Here is a 21,324-nt window from a genome sequence, read left to right as displayed (position 1 = left end):
TGCGGCAGGGGGCAGGTTTTGGCGCCGTGGCGGCTCTCGCTAGCATCAAGTTGCGCTGGCGTCGAGAGCCATGGCGGCAGAGGCTTCAAAGCGCCAGTTTATCGCGTAATCAGGATGGGTTGGTAGCAATCAATCCTTGGCATCGGGGCGCAGCTGATCGGTCAGGCGGCGTTGTTTCTTGGTCGGGCGACCGGTACCCGGTTCGCGCTCGGCGATGGCCGCATCAAAGGCCGAGTGGTGCTGGCGTGGAACGGGCGCGGGCGAGATATCCTCGTAGAGCAGGGCGGCTTCGGAGGCCGGACCACGGCGTGTCCCGGTAGCGACGATGCGCCACACCATGATGCGCTCATGCAGGCTCATGGTCAGAACATCGCCGGGGCCAACCTTATGGTCGCTGGCGGTGGTGCGCTCGCCATTGACACGCACCACGCCGGTTTCGATGGTCTTTTGGGCCAGGGTGCGCGATTTGATCGCCCGCGCATAGAACAGGTACTTGTCGAGCCGCTCCTTGCCCGCTGTACTCATTCAGGCTTCTTGTTGCGCAGCGCCGCCAAGGCGGCGAAGGGGCTATCGGGATCAAAACCAGTCTTGCGCTCAGGGCGCGACGATTTGTCCTGCCGTGCGGCGTCATTGCGGGACTTGTCGGCACGCGGACGCGTTTCGGCCTTGCCCCGATTTTCAAACCGAGCCTTGCCATTGAGGTGCGCGGCCTTGCTCAAATCCTGAACTTCGCCCTCGGGACGCCGGTTGGCCGGACGTTGCTGGCGTGGCTTTTGCACTTCGCCTTCAGGTCGACGCGGGCCGCCATGGCGACGATTATTGTCACGTCGCCCGCTGGGGAACCATGTTTCGTCAAACTCGGGTTCGGCGGGCTCGGCGGGTTCGGCAGGTTTGTCCGCCGATTGGTCGGGGGCAGCCGCATCGGTCGGCGCTGGGGGCGCTGGCGCGGTCTCGACTGGGGTGGTTGAAGCATCAGGTGGCGATGCCGCGGCTGATGGTGCTGCCTCAACAGTATCGGTGGCGGGTGTCTCGGCGCCTGTGTCGATGGTCGGCATCGGGGCCGCATCACTTTCGGCGACCGGTGCCGGATCGAGGCTATTCGCACTATCGGGCTGCGTTTCTTCAGCTATTGGCGCTTCGGTGCTGGCCTCGGTTGCAGCTAGTTCAGCCGCTGGCGCGGTCTCAACCGGCGCTCCGACCGGTTTTTTGGGTGTACGGCGGACGCGATACCCCAAAGCCGTCAGGATCGAGGCGAAATCGTCGCCGGCACAACCGAGAAGCGAGGTCATTTCGACGGTGACACGGAAGCCATTGGCCTCGGCGGCGCCGACGGGTGGTTCGTTTTGATTGCGGGCGGGATCGAATGCGATCAGGGGGCGGATGATATCGGCTAGCCGCTCAAGAATATCGACGCGAACGGCGCGCTTGCCGACGACCTTGAAGCCCGCCACTTCATAAAGGCTCTGGGCAATATCCGGATCGGTGAGGAAGGAGGTGCGGCCCGACAAGACGATGTGGGGCAGGTCGGACACGCCGGGTTGGCGGACACCACCATGCTTGAGGGCATGCAGAATAATCGCCAATTCGCGCGGCGCCGGCTTGAGCATCAGCGGCAGGTAGATGTGATAGGCACCGAACTTGATGCCATGCTTGCGCATCGTGCCGCGTACATCCTGATCAAGATTTTTGACCTCATCGGCGACCGCGTGACGCGGCAACAGGCCCAGATGTTCGGACAGTTGAAAGGCAATGCCGCGGGCAGTGCCCTCAAGGTCGGCTGGTTGTGCCAGAGTCACGATGGGCTCAAGGACAGTATTGATGTGGTGACGCAACCAGAGGCTCAGCCGGTCCTGCACGCGTTCCAGATCAGGGCCGGTCAGGGTTTCGTCAGCCAGGATCAGGATGCGGGGACGCAGCAGGTCGTCGCCTTCGAGCAGTTCGGCAACAATGTCGCCGCGCCAGCGCAGACGGCCATCGGTGGCCAACACGAATTCTTCATTGGGTGCGCCCGCCAGACGGTCAGCGCGATTGTGGATTTCGGGCGCGACCACATGGTCGGCGGCGGCGCGCAGTCCTTTGACGTCAAGATCGCCCTCGGTGCGGGCCAGAGAGAAGCGGAAGCCTTCGAGCGTGCCAATGAGATGGCCTTCCAGCCACACTTCGCCACGATCATTAATTTCTGGAGATGCCATACGTTTGTCTTTCAGGTGACGGAGCAGCACGCTGGTGCGGCGATCGACGAAGCGCTGGGTAAGGCGCTCGTGAAGCGCATCGCTCAGGCGGTCTTCTATGTCACGGGTCTTTTCGCGCCAATGGGATGGGTCTTCAAGCCAGTTTTTTCGGTTGGCGATAAATGTCCAGGTCCGAATCTGCTTGATCCGGTTAGACAGGGTATCAATATCACCCGAACTATTGTCGCAGAAGCGGACTTGCTCGGCAATCCAGTCTGCGTTGACCGCGCCATGGCGGCGCAAGTCGGCATAGATGCGAGTGATGATCTCGCCATGAGCGGCCGGGGAGATGCCGCGATAGTCCGGGGTTTGGCAGCATTCCCACAAAAGTGCCACGTTTTGCGGGCCTGTCGCGAGTTTTCCGGCGTCACCTCGGGCGACAAATTCGAGTGCATGCTGGTCTGTCGCAACCGGCACACGGGTCAGATTTCGGTGCTCGGGCGTGGTGTCAAGACTGTCCCGCAGCGTGGCGAGCGAGGAAAAATCCAACTCATTGTTGCGCCATTGCAGCACTTTTACCGGCGAGAAGTCGTGCGTTTCCAGCGCAACGATCATTTCTTCCTCAAATGTATCGGTGCCACCGGTTACCCCAAAGGTGCCATTGCGGCTGTGGCGACCGGCCCTGCCGGCAATCTGGCCGAGTTCGGCGGGGGTCAGCGGACGGCTCTGACGGCCGTCGAATTTGGTGTCATCAGCAAAAGCGACATGGTGGATATCGAGGTTCAACCCCATGCCGATGGCATCGGTGGCAACGAGGAAATCGACGTCGCCGTTCTGGTAGAGTTCGACCTGGGCATTGCGGGTGCGGGGGCTGAGCGCACCCATGACCACGGCGGCACCACCGCGCTCGCGGCGGATCAGCTCGGCGATGGAATAGACCTGCTGGGCGGAAAAAGCGACGATTGCAGAGCGGTTAGGCTGGCGTGACAGTTTTTTGGAGCCGGCATAGGTGAGTTGAGAAAAGCGCGGCCGGTCAATGATTTCGGCGTTTGGCAGCAGCCTGGAAATGATTGGGGCCATAGTGGCTGCACCGAGCAGCAGGGTCTCATTGATGCCCCGTGCATGCAGGATGCGATTGGTAAAAACATGTCCCCGGTCGAAATCGGTGGCCGTCTGGATTTCGTCGATGGCCACGCACTGCACCGGGATGTCGGTGGGCATGGCTTCGACTGTACACACCCAATAGCGCGGTTTGGGCGGCACTATGCGTTCTTCGCCCGTTATAAGCGCCACCGCCTGCTCGCCAACCCGCTCAACGACACGATGATAGACCTCGCGCGCCAACAGCCGCAGCGGCAGGCCGATCATGCCGGTGGCATGGGCCAGCATGCGGTCAATGGCAAAGTGGGTCTTGCCAGTATTGGTGGGGCCGAGAATCGCCTTGAGCGAACTGGAAGAGTGATAGGTCATCAGCGCCTATGTAGGGCGTTTGGGGCAGGGTTGCGAGTGTCCCATGAAAGGACAGTTAGTACGACCTATTTCTGGATCAATTCACACCTGAAACGTATAGGGAACAAACTCGGACCGAATCGACGCCAAGGCGTGAGTCCGGGTTTGTTCCATACCGCATCTAGTGGGAAGAATGGTGATTCGGCACTAAGGCAGCGCGATGGGATGAAATAGGGGTCGAATCGCATTCATGAGCATTATCAATGGGTTAAATTTAGTCGGATTCTCATTGTTCGAGGTGGTTGTTACCAAAACCCTAATGGGGTCGAGGGCAAAATAGTTTGTCTGTTGAGGATGGGAGCGGCAGAGATTGGGCACCAGATACGCCGTAATTGAGGATTTTGTCGTTGACCGTGCCAAAGCGGGACAGGGACCTCGTTAGGGTTTGATTAACCATGTTTTTGTCGGCTGTTCGTTCGACCGAGAATTGGTTTTCCCGGATCGGGACAGATCGAGCGGCGATTGGTGCACCAAATTAATCCCCGCATCAAAACGGGAACGAACATGGATCGAATCGGGCCTTTTGGCACAATGCGGCTTTGTTCACGGCCCAGATATGGGGGTGGATAGATTTGGCGGCACAAGTCGGGCTGAATGCGGGGCGCAGGTGGCTGGCGCGCGGGCGAGGCGATTTATCTTTATTAATGAAAGACTTAAATCGGAAAATCAGAGGTATTTCCTAATCAAAGGTAAAGCCACATGCCGGGCATAAAAAACCGAGCCTTAGTGGATTGGGGCCGCAAAATTGGGGTGGCTGCGGGCAAAATTGAGGAAAAGAGCCTGTTGACCGTCCCGTCGCGGGACGCCCGACAGGTTAGCAATCTGTTAACCAACTGCTAGCGTTGAGAGCGATTTAGTAGGTCAGGGACGTCAACACCATCGACAGGTCACCGATGCTGGTGGTGAGCACGACGCGATAAGGAATGAAATAGCCGCTATCGCCAACTGGTGCGTACCAGATCAGGATGCGATCACTCTTGGCGAGGTAGCTGGTCATTTCCGAGGTGGTGAAATGGCCGGCGATGGGGGTGTAGTTTATCCGGCAGAGGATAACCGGGCCCTGATAACCGGTGCGCGGCGAGGTGGCCTCGTTCGCTGCCGCGTAGCTCATGGCGATATTGAAACGCTCGACGCCGGTAAATATCTGCATCTTGCGCTTGCACAGGCTCTGATCGAGGCTGGTGCCCTTTAGGACAAAGGCCGAGAGCATGTCGGTAACACCGTTGAGGTGTTTACGCTCGATGGGCACGCGATTGTAATTGTCGACGATGGGCGGATCGACGCGGAAGCCCGAGACATTGCCACCGGCGTAGGACACGTCGACATTAAAATTTTCGCCGTTGGCGCGGGTATTGAGATCGAACTGTTCGGGGACGAGGGTGCGCGATGATGAGCGGCCGCGTGTGGTTATCCTCGCGGTGCCGCTGGCGACAAAATTGACGAGGCCACTGACGCTGGCGCTGAGATCAAGGGAGAACTTTTGGCTATCATCGCTGAGGCCGACCGTAACATTGGCAACATTGAGCCCGCCAAGCGTGATGACATATTTGGCGGTTCCGTCAACTTCATTGGCTGCGGCTCCGGCAATCGCTGACAGGCAGAACAGGCTGGCTAGGGCCAGGGCGCGCAGGTGGCTGGCAAGGTTCACGGGGCACAATCTTTCAGCACATGTGATATGGTTGGCGAGTGGCGCGGGTGCACCGAATCACTCATAGCGAAAAGGTGCCGACAGAATCGGGTGCTTGCAAGGCGATAGCGGTGGTTTGAAATGCGCTTGTGCTTGACGTGAGGCTGCATTTTCTCTATCTACCGCGCAGATTTCAGGACAAAACTGGCCGCTGCGGGGCTCAATCCCCGCAACTGGGCCGTTTATGCAAACAGGATATGACCATGGCACGGCGTTGTGAACTGACCGGCAAAGGCGTTATGACCGGCAACAATGTGAGCCACGCGCTCAATCGTACCCGCCGCCGGTTCTTGCCGAACCTTGTGAAGGTTACTCTTATGTCGGATGCGCTTGCGCGTCCGGTCAAGCTGCGCATCTGCACCAATGCGCTGCGCACTGTCGAGCACCGCGGTGGTCTTGACGCCTTCCTGCTCAAGCAGGACGATGCCGATTTGTCGCCACTGGCGCGGGGCATCAAGAAAGAAATTCGCGCCAGTCTTGCTGCCTAAGCAACACGCTGACGATTGATATTTGCCGCGCTGCCCAGTTTGGCCGGCGCGGTTTTGTTTTGGGCGGGACTGGCGTGTGGCCAGCACCTGCGCCATAGTCAAGCTGCGCCGGTCTGTTGCCGGTTTGCAGTCCATAGAGGTGCATTATGTTGCTTTCTCGTCTTATGACGGCCCGCTTCGCGCTGGCTGTCGTTGCCATGATGATCGTGGTGACCGCTTCCAATATTCTGGTGCAGTTTCCGGTTGAGATGCGCCTTGGCTCGATCAACCTTGCCGACCTTCTGACCTGGGGGGCGTTTACCTATCCGCTGGCGTTCCTGGTATCGGATCTCACCAATCGGCGCGAAGGCCCGACAGTGGCGCGGCTGGTGGTGCTGGTGGGGTTTGTACTGGCACTGGCGATTTCGTTTTACCTGGCGACGCCACGCATTGCTATTGCCTCGGGCAGCGCTTTCCTGATCGGGCAATTGCTCGATATTTCGGTGTTTCAGCGCTTGCGGAACTGGATTTGGTATGTGCCCCCGTTCATTGCCTCAATCGTCGGATCGGCACTCGATACGCTGATTTTTTTCTCGCTGGCATTTGCGCCGATGTTTGCCGGTATCGACCTGCTGTTTGGCCATGCGGATGGCTCGTTGGGTTTTGGCGCACCATGGCTGGGAGTTGGCGGCGAGGTGCCATTGTGGACATCACTGGCCAGTGGTGATTTCAGCGTCAAACTGCTCAGCGCACTGGTGCTGTTGGTGCCTTATCGGCTGTTGATGGGATCGCTCGCGCAACGCCGCGCGGCGGCGGCCTGACCCCATTATTGCGGATCGGGGGGCAGCGCGAATTCGAGCAGGAGATTGCGCTCCCAATCGTTGAAATTATTGTCCGACCCCAAAATGATGCGCAGTTCGCCATCCGGAGCGGTGTGAACAGCGACGGCTTCCATATTGTCGATATCGCCGCCCCGCGCTTCGAGCAGGATATTGCCCGACATCAAATTGCCGGGGCGCACATCCGCAGCGGCAACCCGGCGCAGTGTCATGGAAAAGGTGAGGAATGACAGGCCGCGCTCGAGCACCAGCAGATCGCCATTGGGCAGGAAGGCGCAATCGGTGGGATTGACGTCAGGCGATGAGCGATAGGTCAGAGGTCCCTTGTCGCGTTGGCCGAGCAACCAGGCGACATGCTGGCCATCATTGTCTCTGACGCCTTCGGTCAACAACAGGGTCGATCCGGCAATCGGGGAGGCATCGGGGGCAATGCACACGGCTTCGAGCGATTCATTGGTGCGGGTATCGGTCAACCAATCGGGAATTGGCACTTCGCGAGCTGCCCCGCCCGGAACGGCATCGGTCAGGGTGAAATCGGCTACGCGGGTCAGATGTTCAAAGCCGACGCGGACGGCGGCGGGTTGGCCGTCGCGGTAGATGGTGTCGATAGCTTCGGCATCGCGACTATATTGACGCGGCAGCGGCGCGCCCTTCGAATTCTGGATCGGCTCGATCTTGACGCCGATAAAGCCGAGCAGGCGGGTCGCGTCTTCGTAAATCAACTGGCCGGAGACGAAGTTGCCGCGATCCGAGACAAAACTCAGATGCTGGTTCCGACTGGTAAAGGCCATGCCCGACAGGCCGCCAAAGGTATCGTTTTGACTGACCATGGAGATGCCGCCCCGCCAGATCAGATTGTCAACGCGTTCGCCGATGGCGGCGCCCTTGAAGCGGTCGATCTGAGCGGCGCTGATGGTCAGTTCGGTCGCCGCGACGGGTGTGGTGGCCAGCAGCAGCACAGCGCTGAGGCGGGCCGCATTAATCACCGCGCCCTCCGGCGTCCTTGCGCGGGCGCCTCTTCATCGAACAGCGCCGCCAACTCGTCGGTCAAGGCGCCAGCGAGTTCTTCGGCATCCAGAAGGGTGACGGCACGGCGATAATAGCGGGTCACGTCATGGCCGATACCGACGGCAACCAGCTGGATCGGGGAGCGGGTTTCAATATCCTCGATCACCTGACGCAGGTGGGCTTCGAGATAGTTGCCGGCATTGACACTCTGGGTTGAATCATCAACCGGGGCGCCATCGGAAATCACCATCAGGATACGCCGCGATTCGGGACGCCCCATCAGGCGCTTGCGTGCCCATTCGAGCGCCTCGCCATCAATGTTTTCCTTGAGCAGGCCCTCGCGCATCATCAGCCCGAGATTGCGCCGTGCATGCCGCCATGGCTCGTCGGCAGCCTTGTAGATGATATGGCGCACATCATTGACGCGGCCGGGATTGCCGGGGCGATTGGCTTCGAGCCATGCCTCGCGGCTTTTGCCGCCCTTCCAGGCGCGGGTGGTGAAGCCCAATATCTCGACCTTGACACCGCAGCGTTCGAGCGTGCGCGCGAGAATATCGCCGCAGATCGCGGCAATGGTAATGGGGCGACCGCGCATCGAACCGGAATTGTCGATCAGTAGCGTCACCACGGTATCGCGGAAATCGGTGTCGTTTTCGACCTTGAACGAGAGGGCCTGCATCGGATCGGTGACGACGCGGGTCAGTCGGGCGGTATCAAGCACGCCTTCTTCAAGGTCAAACTGCCAGGAGCGGTTCTGCTTGGCCATCAGGCGGCGTTGCAGCTTGTTGGCGAGGCGAGCGACGGCACCGGCAAGATTTTCCAGTTGCCGGTCCAGCAAGGTGCGCAACTGGTCCAACTCGTCGGGCGGGCACAGTTCAGCCGCCTTGACGATTTCGTCGAATTGCTGGGTGAAAATCTTGTAGTTGAACTGGTTCGAGCCAAGCTCATTGGTCTTGCCGGGCGGCGGCGACATTGGCGCGTCATCACCGGCGTCGCTTTCTGAATCGTCATCAGCGTCGGCCATGTCGCTTTCAAGGCCGTCGACATCGCCGGTTTCTTCACTGTCACCAGCGCGCTGGTCTTCCCGGGCCTCGGCCTGATCGCTGTCGCCCTCACCCTGTTCGGGGTTCTGGTCGCTGCCCTCTGCCTGATCCTGATCGTCCTGATCACTGTTTTCGTCAGCAGGATCGGGATTGTCCAGTTCGCTTTCGGGCACCAGATCGAGATCGCGCAGCAGCGCCTTGGAGGCTTTGGAAAAGGCTTCCTGATCTTCAAACAGTGTCTGCAGCTGGGCCAGCGATGCGCCGCCTCTTTGTTCAATATCCTCGCGCCACAGGTCAACCAGTGCGTGGCCGGAGGGCGGGACGGCTACGCCGGCGAGTTTTTCGCGCAGCATCAGGCCAAGCGCTTCGGCAATCGGGGCGTCGTCGCGATTGCTGACTTCGGCAAAATTGGCGCGAAACAGCCGGTCTTCGAGCATTTCGCCAATATTGCCGGTCATGCCGGGCATGCGCACGCAGCCAAGCGCTTCAACGCGCGCCTGTTCGAGCGCATCAAAGGCGGCGCGGGCCATGGGATCGATGGGCGCACGTTTGCGATGCGCCTCGGGATCATGGCTGGCCAGCCGCATGGCCATGGCATCGCCCTGACCGCGGGCAATGGCAATGTCGCGGCGGGTGGGCAGGCGCGGCAGATTGGCCAATCGAGCCTTATCCGAGGTCAGCAGCGGCCGGTCGGTGGTGAAGCTGACCTCAAGTTCGGGCTTGCCGCCAATGGCGCGCACAGTCGCCCCCATGGCGGACTTGAAAGCATGGGTATTGTCGGGCCGGTTGGCCTTGCTGCGCGGCGGTTGTGCCATTGTGTATTCTCTTCCAGACTCGGGTGCTCACCCAAGCGGTTATTTCTCCCCAACCCGCCCCGCAAGGGGCGGGGATCCGCAACGCGCCCTAAGCAGTCACAGCCAGATTGGCGGAGCCTTCGGGCAGGTCCTCGCCAAAGACGCGCTGGTAGAACTCGGCAACCACGGGGCGCTCGAGTTCGTCGCATTTATTGAGGAAGGTCAACCGGAAGGCAAAGCCAACATCGCCAAAAATATCGGCATTTTCGGCCCAGGTGATGACGGTGCGCGGGCTCATGACCGTGGATAGATCGCCATTGATGAAGGCGGAACGGGTGAGGTCTGCCAGCCGGACCATGTTGGAGATGGTCTTTTTGCCCTTGTCGTTGGCGGCATACGACTTGTTCTTGGCCAGAACGATGCCGACTTCCTTGTCATGGGGCAGATAATTGAGCGTCGTGACCAGGCTCCAACGGTCCATCTGGCCCTGATTGATCTGCTGGGTGCCGTGGTACAGCCCTGACGTATCGCCCAGGCCAATGGTGTTGGTGGTCGAAAACAGCCGGAAGGCCGGATGGGGGACAATGACGCGATTCTGGTCGAGCAGGGTCAGACGACCTGCCACCTCGAGCACGCGCTGGATGACGAACATCACATCGGGACGACCGGCATCATATTCGTCAAACACCAGGGCAACATTGTTCTGGACGGCCCAGGGCAGGATGCCGTCGCGGAATTCGGTGATCTGCTTGCCGTCCTTGAGCACGATGGCGTCCTTGCCCACCAGATCAATGCGGCTGACGTGGCTATCAAGATTGACGCGGACCATGGGCCAGTTGAGGCGGGCGGCGATCTGCTCGATATGGGTGGATTTGCCGGTGCCGTGATAGCCCTGGACCATGACGCGACGATTGAAGGCAAAACCGGCCAGGATCGCCAGCGTGGTGTTGCGGTCAAACAAATAGTCGGGGTCAACGGGGGGCACATGTTCGGTGCGTTCGCCATAGCCCCTTACGACCATGTCGGTATCCAGATTGAACAGATCGCGGGCCTGGTAATCGGTGTCAGGCAGATTGGCAAATTCACTCATTTAAGGCTCGCAGCGCAAAGTGTGGGGCAATGGTTCTGGCGCGCTCTATAGCAGTATTGTGCGCTGGCGGGTAGGCGGCAGGTTGGCGCGTCAATCAGCGCACCACAAACCCGGCTTTTTTCAAATGCGAATAGGCGGCAATGATGGCGCGCAGGCGGTCTTCAGACGATTTGTCGCCGCCATTGGCATCGGGGTGATGGATCTTGACCAATGCCTTGTAGGCCTTCTTGATCTCATCGGATTTGGCGTGCCCGATTATGCCCAGAGCCTCAAGAGCGCGGCGGTCCGGCTCGTGCAGGGGCTTGACGCGCTCGGCGGCTGGGGTCTGGTTCTGGCGGTGGCGATATTTTGCGAAAACGCCGAAGGGATCGCCATATTTGTCGCCGGGGCGCAGACCTGCGGTGCGGGCCGTGGCCGAGCGACCGGCACCGGGCTGGCCAGTGGCAAAGCTGCGCCGGTTTTCCGGTTTTGGCGGGGTATGGAGCGCCTCGTCCAGATCATTCTTGTCCATACCGGCAAAGAAATTGAAGGCCGTGTTGTAGTGGCGCACATGCTCAAGGCAGAAATTGTGATATTCGCCCGCCTTGCGGTGACCCTTGGGAGCCTTGTGGGTACCGGCCTTTTCGCAGCCTTCCCAATCGCATGGGGTTTCGATCGGCGCCGGTTTTTCTTCGCGGCGGGGGCGAATGCGGATGTTGTCGAAAATCTTGGATTCCAATTTCATTGCGCCTAACTAGTAAAATTCAGTCAACAAACCAGTGTGCCCCGATGTCCATGCATGACACCATCCTAGACAAACTAACCGCTACCTTTGACCCCGAATTCATTGAGGTCATCGATGAATCCAACCAGCATTTTGGCCATGCCGGATGGCAGGAAGGTGGCGAAACTCACTTTCGTGTCAGAATCGCGGCCAGTCATTTTGCCGGTAAGCCGCGCGTGGCGCAACACCGGGATATCATGATGGCCCTCGATAATGAGTTGAAAGGGCGTTTGCACGCCCTGACCATCGACATATTACCTGCGAAAACCCCAGATGTGGTTTCCAAGCCAGTTTAGCAAGAGGCACGCAGTTCTGCATAGCCCGACAGGCCATCAGCTTCCGATGATAAGACATTGACGCGGCAATTGGTGCCTGTCAGCAGGCCATTGCCACCGGCGACAATCACACTGCCATCGGTAAAACTGACGCGATCCGAGGACACGGTGAGCACAGACACGACCCCATTGGTGCCGCATACGGGATAGGAGTCGCCGCTGGCAACGAGGAATTTGGTATTTTGCGGGATGCAGTCGTCCTGCGCAGGGGCGGTGCTGGTTGCGGTCTGGGCGGGCGCAAGGGTGGCGGGCACGGTAGCGGACTGGTTGCGCCAACTGTCCTCGAGAATGGCCAGCCGGTTTTGCAGGTTCAGCAGGGCGTCGGGGTTGATCTCACCGGTGGCGCTGGTTTTCTGATGGGCATAAAGATCAAGGCTCAGGCGCAGTTGGGCGACCTCGGTGGCAAGGCGCAACACTTCGCGGCGGGTGTCGATGTAAACCCAGACGCAGGCGACGATGGCGGCCAGCCCTACCAAACCAACCAGTAGCAGCAGAATTGTCTGGTGCGCGGGCGGTGGGTTGCGCGGTGGTTCGGGCGACTCCTCGGGTGGGGACTTGGCGCCGGTATCAGACTTTGACACGCCCGGCAGCGCCCAATCCTGATCCATTTCGCTCGTATCCATTGCTGGTCCCTACAATTGGCGGCGATAGTGCCGCCTTGAACAGGTCAAAACCCTGCGTCAACCGCGCCTCTGCCGCCAAAGGCGCGGCGGGCACTATAGCGCAGATTTTTTCAATTAGCGCCCTGATCATTGGCCTTAACAGGTCAGGTCATGGTTGCGCTGACAATGATGGTCAACTGCCCTGCAACCGTGGCTGAATAAGGACGAGAGGCTTCTCGTCTATCAAGATTGGTGATAATTTTGCCGCCTGGCAGACGGCAGGCAGGGTGTGGACCCGGTGCCGTACGACAAGGAGCAGCAGGTGACGGACGAAGCCAAAAAGGATAATCCAGGGGTCATTCTCTTTCCCCCTTTAATTCTTGTCACCGCCATGGCGGTGTCGCTGGTGCTGGATTTTCTGGTGCCAATGTCGTTCCTGCCGGCCCCCGGGATATTTTCGTGGCTGAGTTGGATCGGGGTTGTATTGTTCATCTGTGGTGCCGGGCTTGCCATTGTGGGGTCTCGCGAATTCCATCGAAAGGGCACCAATGTTGATACACGCAAACCCTCGCTTCGCATTGTCGATACCGGCCCCTACAGATACACGCGCAATCCAATGTATGTGGGCATGGTGTTGGGGCTGGCCGGGTTCGTGCTGGCCTTGTCGCTCGAATGGGGTGTGTTAGTGTGGCTCATATTCATCGCGATATTGCGCTATGGGGTCATTGCGCGCGAGGAGCGGTATCTGAAGGCCAAATTTGGTGCCCCCTATGAGGCATTGCTCAAGCGGACGCGACGCTGGGTTTAGGCGCACCGAGCACCGTAGGCGACCGTCACCGAACTGTTGATGGTCTTAACGCTTCGGGGCTGGCGCTGGTGCGGGTGCTGCGGTCGACATATTCGCGACGGTCGCAGCGCTGGCGGATTGATTGCCGAACAGATTGCCGAAAAATCCTGAAATCGCCTGCCCGCGCTGTTTGGCGGCGGCCTGGGCGTCGGCTTCATGCTGAGCCTCGGCCGCCTGACGCTCCTGACGCTGCTGGAGGGTTTCCACCGCCTCGACATAGGCAATCTGATCAGCGGCCTGCTTGGCCATCAGGGCCGGGTTGGACTTGGTCGCGGGGCAAGCGCCGGCGGCATCAAGCGGCCCGCTGGCGGACGGATTGAAAATATAACGCTTTTCGCAAACATCCCAGACCGGCGGGGTCTTGGTGACCTCAAAATAGTCATAGCCCTGCTTGATGTCCTTCCAGAACGCCAGATGGGGGTTGGTTGACTGCTTGGCCAGATTGGCGGCGGTCATGCGGAAGGGAAACAGTTCAAGCTGGAAGCTGTGATTGCCGCCTTTGAAGGTTTCGCGGGCCAATGCATAAATTTCAGCAATGCCGCCGTCAGTCATGGCGTAGCAGCCGCGCGACGAGCAATCGCCATGCATCATCAGGTCCGTGCCGGTGCGGCCCCAGGCGCGGTCAAACTTGTTGGGAAAACCGGTATTGAAGGCCAGGTAATAGTTTGACTTCGGGTTCATCAGGCCGGGCGTGATGGTATAGAACCCTTCGGGACTTTGCCGGTCGCCCTCTTTGAATTTGGGGCCAAGATCGCCTGAAAAGGCACAGATATCGTAGGTCTTGAGCAGGCGGTATTGCCCACTATTGCTCTGCTTCCAGATTTCAACCTGCTTTTCCTGCTTGAACAGGCGAATGACCATTGGCGCGCCAGGCGATGAGCCGATATTGCGCAGGCTGGCCTGGATGACGCTGGATAGCGGCTGATTGTGGCGATTGTCGCCGGTGGCAAAGCCGCCGCAGGCCGCCAGGCTGAAAGCAATCCAGCCAAGAATGAAGATCGAGCAAAACTTGCGCAGCAGGGGGAAATTCAATTGGGATCGATCCAGACAATGCGGGCGCTAGACTGCCTATTCAGTATTGGTTAGCGCATGGTGGAGCGGCGCGGTGAACGAATTATTAACAGCGCCAGTCAATCCACGCAATTGCGGATCAAATCGACTTGATGTCGGCCAGGATCAAGGCAGGTTAGTGCCAATGGCGATGAATTTTTCACGCCGATGCTCGCGCACTTCAAGGCGGGACTTGTCGGCAAAATCATCAAGGAAACTGGCAATGGCACCGCGCGTGCTGTCCATGATTGCCTCTGGGTGGCGGTGGGCGCCACCTGTCGGCTCGGTAATGATTCCATCGATGACGTGGAAAGCCAGAAGATCGGCGGCGGTGATCTTCATATTGTTGGCAGCGTCCTGGGCCTTGGCAGCATCGCGCCACAGAATGGTGGCGCCGCCTTCGGGTGAAATCACCGAATAAACGGCGTGTTCGAGCATCAGTACCCGGCTGGCGGTGGCAATGGCGATGGCCCCGCCCGAACCGCCTTCGCCGATGATGATCGCCAGGTTGGGCACGCCAAGTTCGAGGCTTTTTTCGGTGGACCGGGCAATGGCCTCGGCCTGACCGCGCTCTTCAGCGCCGATGCCGGGATAGGCGCCAGACGTATCGACCAGCGAAATTACTGGAATATTGAAGCGATCCGCCATTTCCATGATGCGGACAGCCTTGCGGTAGCCTTCGGGACGGGCCATGCCGAAATTGTGCTTGAGGCGGGTTTCGGTGGAATTGCCTTTTTCCTGACCCAGAATGGCGACGGGTTGACCGTTAAAGCGCGCCAGCCCGGCCTGAATAGCTGAGTCCTCGGCAAATTTCCGGTCACCAGCCAGCGGCGACCACTCGGAGAACAGGCCTTTGATATAGTCGGAAAAATGCGGGCGCTGGGGATGGCGCGCCACCTGGGTTTTCTGCCACGGGGTCAGGCGCTTGTAGATATCGATGAGTGCTTCGTCGGCGCGACTGGACAGCCGATTTACTTCCTCGTCGATACTGACGGCCTGATCGGTTGCGGCCAGAGATTTAAGCTCGGCAATCTTGCCTTCGAGATCGGCTACCGGCTTTTCAAAATCTAAATAAGACTGCATCCCACCCGCCCGTTATGGGTCGTTGCGCGACCCGAATTTGAAGTCGCTCTGTTGCGCTCTAAAGTGGCCGGAAAGTGACGATGGTGCAAGCGCGTGTCAAGATGGTACGCCAGACAATGCTCAGCCATTGGCCAGCGGATGATGGGTTTGGACCAATGTGCGCAGTTTTTCATCCAGAACATGGGTGTAAATCTGGGTGGTGGAAATATCGGCGTGGCCAAGCAAGGTTTGTACCACCCGCAAATCGGCGCCACCGGCGAGCAAATGGCTGGCAAAGGCATGGCGGAGTACATGGGGCGCGACACGGGCGCTGGAAATGCCGACGCGCCCCGCCAGCGCCTTGAGATCGCGACCAAATACCTGCCGCGACAAATGGCCACCGCTGCCCGAGGCTGGAAATAGCATGGGGCCGGGCTCTAGTGTTGCCAGCCAGGCGCGCACCGCGTCGCGGGTGCGATCATTGACCGGCACGATCCGCTCCTTGTTGCCCTTGCCGATGATGGTGAGATAACTGGCGTCGCGCATCACTGCCGACCGCTTGAGCGTAACCAGTTCGGAAACCCGCATACCAGTGGCATAGACCAGTTCGAGCAACACATAGAGTCTCAGCGCGGCGGTTCTTTTCGTCGGCGACTGGTCGGTGTTGGCTTCGGTTTCGGCCAGACTTAACAGACGATCCACTTCGGCAATGCTGAGAACCTTGGGCAGGGCGCGCCGGGCGCGGGGGCTGGCGATAATGCGGGTCGGATCGTCGCCACGAATGGCGTCGGCGCACAGAAATTTATGGAACTGGCGAATGGCAGACAGGCGTCGGGCACTGGAGGCGGCGGACAGGCCCTCGGATTTGAGGGCGTCGAGATAATGGGTAATGGTGTTTCGGTCGCCGGTGGCGAAATCGAGTTTTTTGGCCCCCAGAAACGCGCGATAATCCACCAGATCGCGTCGATAGGCCTCCAGTGTATTGGGGGCAGCGCCGCGTTCGGCGCTCATCATCTCAAGAAATGCCTCGATCAGATTAAGATCAGCGCTCATGGCGAGGGCAAGGGCGTGGTCGGCCCGCTGTCAGGAGCGCTGGCACGCAACAGGTCGGTGGTGGAGATCCGCACCGTGACTTCCTTTGGTGTTGGCTGGACATAGGCGATCAGGCCGATCATGCCGCCATAGGCCAGACCGGCCAGAAACAGCAGGACAATTACAAGGCGAATAAGCGTGGGCATGAAATGAGCAGTCCGATTCAATGGTCAATGACAGTTATACGAGCCTATCATTAAAATGGTTTCTATCTGGTAGGCACGCCAGTGTGCCCCGGTTTTGCCTCTGTCATCAACCGTTGCGTTCTTGACATCGGCGGCTGCGACCGGTTCAAACGCACAGGAATGTGGAGCGGTTTGTGACGCGAATGGATGCAGCAAGGCGCAATGAGCGCGCCAATCACCTGATAGACCTGCTGGCGGGGCGGCCACTGGTGCTTGTGGGGATGATGGGCGCGGGCAAAACCACTGTGGGGCGGCGCCTCGCTACCCGCCTGGGCCGACATTTTCTCGATAGCGACGAGGAAATCGAAAAAGCCGCCCAGATGGATATTCCCGATATATTCAGTACACGTGGGGAAGCCGAGTTTCGCGCCGGTGAAACGCGGGTGATTGCGCGGGTGCTCAAGGAACCCGACGTGGTACTGGCGACCGGTGGCGGGGCGTTCGTTCATCCCGAGACTCGGGCGCTGGTCAAGGCTGATGCGGTTTCGGTATGGATCAAGGCGGACTTCGATTTGTTATTTGCACGTGTGTCCCGGCGCTCAAATCGCCCGCTGCTCAAGACCGACAATCCACGCGCCACGCTTAAGGCGCTGATCAAGGAACGCTATCCAATCTACGGGGAGGCCGATGTGACAGTTGTGTCGCGCGATGTGCCTCATGAGGCGGTGGCGGCGGATCTTATTGAAGCGGTCATTGCCCATTTCGAAGCGCCGGAGGTCCGTCATGGCTGATCACCGTGTGCATGTGGCGTTGGGCGAGCGGGCCTATGATATTCTGATTGGCGAGCGGCTGCTCGATGATGCCGGCGCGATTTTGGCGCAACGATTTGCCGGGCGGCGGTTTGGCATTATCACGGATGAGAATGTCGCGGCGTGCCAATTGCCAAGACTGGCGGCATCGCTCACGGCGGCGGGGCTGGATTATGCCACCATCGTGCTGCCAGCGGGCGAGAGCACCAAATCCTACGCGTATCTTGAATCAGCGGTCGAAGGCCTGCTGGCGGCGCGGCTGGAGCGGGGCGACCTCGTTATTGCGCTGGGGGGCGGGGTGATCGGCGATCTGGCAGGATTTGCGGCGGCGATAGCACGACGCGGCATGGACTTTGTGCAGATGCCGACATCGCTGCTGGCCCAGGTGGATAGCCCGGTGGGGGGCAAGACCGGGATCAATTCGCCGCATGGCAAAAATCTGGTGGGGGCGTTTCACCAGCCCAAGCTGGTGTTGGCGGATCTGTCGACGCTGAACACGTTGCCAGCACGGCAATTTGCGGCTGGGTATGCAGAAATTGTCAAATATGGCTTGATCGATGATGAGGCGTTTTTCTTCTGGCTCGAGGAAAATCGCGTTGAGATATTTGAGGGTGGGCCAGCGCGCGGCGAGGCGATTGCGCGGTGCTGCAAGGCCAAGGCGCGGGTGGTGATCGAGGACGAAAAAGAGTTGGGCGTGCGGGCGCTGCTCAATCTGGGACACACATTTGGCCACGCGCTCGAAAAGGACACCGGCTATTCAAACCGGCTATTGCACGGTGAGGGTGTCAGCATCGGCATGGTGCTGGCGCATAGCTTTTCAGCAAAGCTGGGGATGGCGCCGTCGCAGGATATCGGCCGGATCGAGGCGCATTTGCGTGATGCGGGGCTGCCGACGCGGTTGGGCGATATTGAAGGCAAGATCGGGGCGACCGAGAAGTTGATGGCGGCAATCGGCCAGGACAAGAAAGTGTCGCGCGGGGCGCTGACCTTTATCCTGACGCGCGGCATCGGGCAGGCCTTTATCGAAAAAAATGTTGATCCGACCGCGGTGACCGAATTTCTCGAGACGGTGCGCACCGCATAAAAAAGCCCGGCATTGCCGGGCCTTGTTCGTATTCGGCCGGTGCCTAGAAGGCGCCGTGGCAATGTTTGAATTTCTTGCCGGAGCCACAGGGGCAAGGGGCATTGCGCGAGACACCTTCGAGCAATTTTGGATCGATGGGTTTTAATGCCTGACCGCCCGCGGTGGTTGGCGTGCCCGAGAGTGCGCCCATGACGGTACCCTCCTCGGCGTCGTTTTCGCCGGTCAGCGGGTCGATATGGACTTCGCTTAGTCGAGACAGGTCGGGCTCGGGTGTTGGCTCGGGCTGGCGGACCTGCAATTCGATATGGCTGAGCCTGGGTGGTGACCAACTCGCGCAGATTGGTCAGGAGCGCCTGCAGCAGTTCATAGGCTTCCTGCTTGTATTCGGTGAGTGGATCACGCTGGGCAACACCGCGCCAGCCCACAACCTTGGACAAATGATCAAGCGTGACCAGATGCTCGCGCCACAGGCCATCGATGGACTGCAACAGCAGCGACTTCTCGACCTGGCGCATGATTTCGGGCGAATATTTGGCGGCTTTGGACGCTGCCTGCTTGTCGGCGGCATCGCGGATGCGCTGCTCGACGATTTCCTGGTCAATGCCCTCTTCCTCGACCCATTCGCGCACTGGAAGGCTCGACATTGAGATAGGTCTTGGCTGCAGCTTCAAGCTGCTCGGCCTGCCATTGTTCAGGATAGGAGCGGGGCGGAATGGCCTTGGCAACGATGGCCTCGACGACGTCGTGACGCATGTCATGGACTGTTTCGCTGACGTCCTCGGCATCCATCATCTCGATGCGCTGTTCGAAGATCACCTTGCGCTGATCATTCATCACATCATCATATTTGAGGATGTTCTTGCGGATATCAAAGTTGCGAGATTCTACCTTGCCCTGGGCGCGCTCGATGGCCTTGGTGACCCATGGATGGGTGATGCTTTCGCCGTCTTCCAGACCCAGCTTGCCGAGCATGGAGTCCATGCTGTCGACCGGGAAAATGCGCATCAGATCGTCCTGCAAGGACAGGAAAAACGCCGAATGGCCGGGGTCGCCCTGACGACCGGAACGACCGCGCAGCTGATTGTCGATGCGGCGGCTTTCATGGCGCTCGGTGCCAATGACCATCAGGCCGCCGGCGGCGATGGCCTTGGCTTTGTCGGTGGCAATGGTGGATTTGATATCGGCGATCTTGGCGTCGCGTTCAGCCCCTTCAAGACCTTCGGCTTCGCGTTCGATCCGCATTTCGAGGTTGCCGCCGAGCTGAATATCGGTGCCACGACCGGCCATGTTGGTGGCTATGGTAATAGCGCCGGGCAGGCCGGCATCGGCGACGATATGGGCTTCCTGCTCGTGGTGGCGAGCATTGAGCACATTCATGGTGCCAACTTTTTTCTGACGCAGCAATTCGGCCAGCATTTCAGATTTTTCAATCGAAGTGGTGCCGACCAGTACCGGCTGGTCGCGGTCCTGACATTGCTTGATCAGATCAGCAATGGCGTCGAATTTTTCGGCGGCGGTGCGGAAGATGGCGTCTTCATCATCAACGCGCTGTACCGGGACGTTGGTGGGCACAGTGACGACATCGAGATTATAGATGTCGCCGAATTCTTCGGCCTCGGTGGCGGCTGTACCGGTCATGCCGGCCAGCTTGTCATAAAGTCGGAAATAGTTCTGGAAAGTGATCGACGCCATGGTCTGGTTCTCAGGCTGGATCTTGGCGCCTTCCTTGGCTTCCAGAGCCTGATGCAGGCCTTCGGAATAGCGTCGGCCCGGCATCATGCGACCCGAGAATTCGTCAATGATGACGACTTCATCGTTGCGAACGATGTAATCCTTGTCCTTGTGGAACAGCTTGTGGGCGCGTAGCGCTGAATTGGCGTGGTGGACCAAAGCGACATTTTCAATGTCGTACAGGGACTCGCCCTTCATCAGCCCATCGGCCCTCAAACGCTCTTCCAGCCGCTCGATGCCCTGATCGGTAAAGGTCGCGGCGCGGTGCTTTTCATCAACCTCGTAGTCGCCCTCTTCGATGATCGGCATGATGGCGTCGAGATTGAGATAGAGGTCGGTTCGATCCTCGGAAGGCCCTGAAATGATCAGCGGCGTGCGGGCTTCATCGATCAGGATGGAGTCAACTTCGTCAACAATTGCATAGACATGACCGCGCTGAACCATCTGGGCGCGCGTATATTTCATGTTGTCGCGCAGATAGTCGAAACCAAATTCGTTGTTGGTGCCATAGGTAATGTCGGCTTCGTAGGCAGCCTTGCGCTCGCCATCGGTCAGGCCATGGACAATGATACCATAGCTCATGCCAAGGAAATTGTAGATCTGGCCCATCCAGGCGGCATCGCGACGGGCAAGGTAATCATTGACGGTAACGACGTGGACGCCTTTGCCGGTCAATGCGTTAAGATAGACTGCAAGGGTTGCGACCAGGGTCTTGCCTTCACCAGTGCGCATCTCTGCGATGGAGCGGTTATTGAGGACCATGCCGCCGATCAGCTGTACGTCAAAGTGACGCATGCCCAGCACGCGTTTACTGGCTTCACGCACCGTGGCGAACGCCGGCGCGATCAAATCATCGAGTGATTTGCCATTGGCCAGCTGGGATTTGAATTCGTCGGTACGAGCGCGCAGTTCCTCGTCGCTCAACTTTTCGAGTTCGGGCTCAAGCGCGTTGATCGCCGCCACATTGGGCTGGAAGCGTTTTACGTGCCGATCCGACGGAGAACCGAAGATCCGCCGGGCAAGCGTAGCTAGAGCCATAGTGTCAGATCCTTTTACTGGCCATCGTCCAAGGGGCATTATTCATGGTGAAATCACTGGGCGAATAGTGCCCCGAACGTGCCTCGTCAACGCGATGGTGGGCCGGTTTCGACCCCGAAAAACTGGTCACATAACCCATGGGCAAGCGAATGAGGCTTGGCTCCGCATAGTTATGGAA

18 protein-coding genes and 1 pseudogene are annotated in these 21,324 nt (G+C 59.1%); 6 read left to right on the top strand and 13 right to left on the bottom strand.

Annotated elements, in window-relative coordinates:
- Positions 1-129: 129 nt before the first annotated feature.
- The 3 genes from PSQ19_RS11380 to PSQ19_RS11370 form a co-directional block, all read right to left on the bottom strand.
- Positions 130-525, bottom strand: coding sequence for an RNA-binding S4 domain-containing protein (locus PSQ19_RS11380; protein ID WP_282217828.1), 396 nt, complete (start codon positions 523-525; stop codon positions 130-132).
- On the bottom strand, positions 522-3,641 hold the full coding sequence (locus PSQ19_RS11375; RefSeq protein ID WP_282217827.1) for a helicase-related protein: 3,120 nt from the start codon (positions 3,639-3,641) through the stop codon (positions 522-524). The genes PSQ19_RS11380 and PSQ19_RS11375 overlap by 4 nt, the downstream gene beginning before the upstream one ends.
- 892 nt (positions 3,642-4,533) lie before the next feature.
- Positions 4,534-5,328, bottom strand: coding sequence for a DUF3108 domain-containing protein (locus tag PSQ19_RS11370; protein WP_282217826.1), 795 nt, complete (start codon positions 5,326-5,328; stop codon positions 4,534-4,536).
- 242 nt (positions 5,329-5,570) lie between these two features.
- Here PSQ19_RS11370 and rpmB point away from each other — a divergent pair, with 242 nt between their 5' ends.
- Together rpmB and PSQ19_RS11360 are read left to right on the top strand one after the other, a co-directional pair.
- Positions 5,571-5,855, top strand: coding sequence for a 50S ribosomal protein L28 (gene rpmB, locus PSQ19_RS11365; RefSeq protein ID WP_282217825.1), 285 nt, complete (start codon positions 5,571-5,573; stop codon positions 5,853-5,855).
- A gap of 146 nt (positions 5,856-6,001) precedes the next feature.
- A complete protein-coding gene (locus tag PSQ19_RS11360; RefSeq protein WP_282217824.1) occupies positions 6,002-6,655 on the top strand; it encodes a VUT family protein in 654 nt (217 codons plus the stop codon).
- 5 nt (positions 6,656-6,660) lie between these two features.
- Here the strand turns inward: PSQ19_RS11360 and PSQ19_RS11355 are convergent, their stop codons facing one another.
- The 4 genes from PSQ19_RS11355 to PSQ19_RS11340 all read right to left on the bottom strand — a co-directional run bounded on the left by PSQ19_RS11355 (position 6,661) and on the right by PSQ19_RS11340 (position 11,326).
- A complete protein-coding gene (locus tag PSQ19_RS11355; protein WP_282217823.1) occupies positions 6,661-7,659 on the bottom strand; it encodes an esterase-like activity of phytase family protein in 999 nt (332 codons plus the stop codon).
- Positions 7,656-9,539 (bottom strand): cobaltochelatase subunit CobT, encoded by a 1,884-nt coding sequence (gene cobT / locus PSQ19_RS11350; RefSeq protein WP_282217822.1) that lies wholly within the window; start codon positions 9,537-9,539, stop codon positions 7,656-7,658. Before cobT ends, PSQ19_RS11355 begins: the two co-directional genes overlap by 4 nt.
- An 88-nt stretch (positions 9,540-9,627) precedes the next feature.
- Positions 9,628-10,608 (bottom strand): cobaltochelatase subunit CobS, encoded by a 981-nt coding sequence (cobS, locus tag PSQ19_RS11345; RefSeq protein ID WP_282217821.1) that lies wholly within the window; start codon positions 10,606-10,608, stop codon positions 9,628-9,630.
- A gap of 94 nt (positions 10,609-10,702) precedes the next feature.
- A complete protein-coding gene (locus tag PSQ19_RS11340; RefSeq protein WP_282217820.1) occupies positions 10,703-11,326 on the bottom strand; it encodes a J domain-containing protein in 624 nt (207 codons plus the stop codon).
- Between the two features lie 56 nt (positions 11,327-11,382).
- Here PSQ19_RS11340 and PSQ19_RS11335 point away from each other — a divergent pair, with 56 nt between their 5' ends.
- Positions 11,383-11,667, top strand: coding sequence for a BolA family protein (locus PSQ19_RS11335; protein WP_328517646.1), 285 nt, complete (start codon positions 11,383-11,385; stop codon positions 11,665-11,667).
- Here PSQ19_RS11335 and PSQ19_RS11330 read toward each other — a convergent pair.
- Positions 11,664-12,329, bottom strand: a complete 666-nt coding sequence (locus PSQ19_RS11330) for a hypothetical protein (protein WP_282217818.1) — start codon at positions 12,327-12,329, stop codon at positions 11,664-11,666. The two genes, PSQ19_RS11335 and PSQ19_RS11330, sit on opposite strands and share 4 nt — an antisense overlap.
- Positions 12,330-12,630: 301 nt before the next feature.
- Between PSQ19_RS11330 and PSQ19_RS11325 the strand changes: the two genes are divergently transcribed.
- The gene (locus PSQ19_RS11325; protein ID WP_282217817.1) at positions 12,631-13,116 is read left to right on the top strand and encodes a methyltransferase family protein; all 486 of its coding nucleotides are present in this window, start codon (positions 12,631-12,633) and stop codon (positions 13,114-13,116) included.
- A 45-nt stretch (positions 13,117-13,161) separates the two neighbouring features.
- On the opposite strand, the gene PSQ19_RS11320 is transcribed toward PSQ19_RS11325, so the two are convergent.
- The 4 genes from PSQ19_RS11320 to PSQ19_RS11305 all read right to left on the bottom strand — a co-directional run bounded on the left by PSQ19_RS11320 (position 13,162) and on the right by PSQ19_RS11305 (position 16,505).
- Entirely contained in the window at positions 13,162-14,187 is a 1,026-nt protein-coding gene (locus PSQ19_RS11320; protein WP_282217816.1) for a L,D-transpeptidase family protein, read from the bottom strand.
- A 144-nt stretch (positions 14,188-14,331) separates the two neighbouring features.
- The gene (locus PSQ19_RS11315; protein WP_282217815.1) at positions 14,332-15,288 is read right to left on the bottom strand and encodes an acetyl-CoA carboxylase carboxyltransferase subunit alpha; all 957 of its coding nucleotides are present in this window, start codon (positions 15,286-15,288) and stop codon (positions 14,332-14,334) included.
- Positions 15,289-15,408: 120 nt separating this feature from the next.
- Entirely contained in the window at positions 15,409-16,320 is a 912-nt protein-coding gene (locus PSQ19_RS11310) for a site-specific tyrosine recombinase XerD (RefSeq protein WP_282217814.1), read from the bottom strand.
- Positions 16,317-16,505, bottom strand: coding sequence for a histidine kinase (locus PSQ19_RS11305; protein WP_282217813.1), 189 nt, complete (start codon positions 16,503-16,505; stop codon positions 16,317-16,319). The genes PSQ19_RS11310 and PSQ19_RS11305 overlap by 4 nt, the downstream gene beginning before the upstream one ends.
- 182 nt (positions 16,506-16,687) lie before the next feature.
- Between PSQ19_RS11305 and PSQ19_RS11300 the strand changes: the two genes are divergently transcribed.
- Positions 16,688-17,275: a shikimate kinase gene (locus tag PSQ19_RS11300; RefSeq protein WP_282220684.1), complete on the top strand. Its 588-nt coding sequence runs from the start codon at positions 16,688-16,690 to the stop codon at positions 17,273-17,275.
- Positions 17,268-18,377, top strand: coding sequence for a 3-dehydroquinate synthase (aroB, locus tag PSQ19_RS11295; protein WP_282217812.1), 1,110 nt, complete (start codon positions 17,268-17,270; stop codon positions 18,375-18,377). The genes PSQ19_RS11300 and aroB overlap by 8 nt, the downstream gene beginning before the upstream one ends.
- A gap of 43 nt (positions 18,378-18,420) precedes the next feature.
- Here aroB and secA read toward each other — a convergent pair.
- Positions 18,421-21,146 (bottom strand): annotated as a pseudogene (gene secA / locus PSQ19_RS11290) (preprotein translocase subunit SecA).
- Between the last annotated feature and the right edge of the window lie 178 nt (positions 21,147-21,324).

The sequence above is a fragment of the Devosia algicola genome (assembly GCF_028816455.1).
Lineage (GTDB): Bacteria > Pseudomonadota > Alphaproteobacteria > Rhizobiales > Devosiaceae > Devosia > Devosia algicola.
The sequence above is the reverse complement of the archived record's forward strand: the minus strand, read 5'-3'. Positions and strand labels throughout refer to the sequence as shown.

Excerpts from the sequence above, each read along its gene's own strand:
- PSQ19_RS11380 (WP_282217828.1), bottom strand. The coding sequence starts at position 525 with ATGAGTACAGCGGGCAAGGAGCGGCTCGACAAGTACCTGTTCTATGCG.
- PSQ19_RS11375 (WP_282217827.1), bottom strand. The coding sequence starts at position 3,641 with ATGACCTATCACTCTTCCAGTTCGCTCAAGGCGATTCTCGGCCCCACC.
- rpmB (WP_282217825.1), top strand. The coding sequence starts at position 5,571 with ATGGCACGGCGTTGTGAACTGACCGGCAAAGGCGTTATGACCGGCAAC.
- PSQ19_RS11360 (WP_282217824.1), top strand. The coding sequence starts at position 6,002 with ATGTTGCTTTCTCGTCTTATGACGGCCCGCTTCGCGCTGGCTGTCGTT.
- cobT (WP_282217822.1), bottom strand. The coding sequence starts at position 9,539 with ATGGCACAACCGCCGCGCAGCAAGGCCAACCGGCCCGACAATACCCAT.
- cobS (WP_282217821.1), bottom strand. The coding sequence starts at position 10,608 with ATGAGTGAATTTGCCAATCTGCCTGACACCGATTACCAGGCCCGCGAT.
- PSQ19_RS11335 (WP_328517646.1), top strand. The coding sequence starts at position 11,383 with ATGCATGACACCATCCTAGACAAACTAACCGCTACCTTTGACCCCGAA.
- PSQ19_RS11330 (WP_282217818.1), bottom strand. The coding sequence starts at position 12,329 with ATGGATACGAGCGAAATGGATCAGGATTGGGCGCTGCCGGGCGTGTCA.
- PSQ19_RS11315 (WP_282217815.1), bottom strand. The coding sequence starts at position 15,288 with ATGCAGTCTTATTTAGATTTTGAAAAGCCGGTAGCCGATCTCGAAGGC.
- PSQ19_RS11310 (WP_282217814.1), bottom strand. The coding sequence starts at position 16,320 with ATGAGCGCTGATCTTAATCTGATCGAGGCATTTCTTGAGATGATGAGC.
- PSQ19_RS11305 (WP_282217813.1), bottom strand. The coding sequence starts at position 16,505 with ATGCCCACGCTTATTCGCCTTGTAATTGTCCTGCTGTTTCTGGCCGGT.
- PSQ19_RS11300 (WP_282220684.1), top strand. The coding sequence starts at position 16,688 with ATGGATGCAGCAAGGCGCAATGAGCGCGCCAATCACCTGATAGACCTG.
- aroB (WP_282217812.1), top strand. The coding sequence starts at position 17,268 with ATGGCTGATCACCGTGTGCATGTGGCGTTGGGCGAGCGGGCCTATGAT.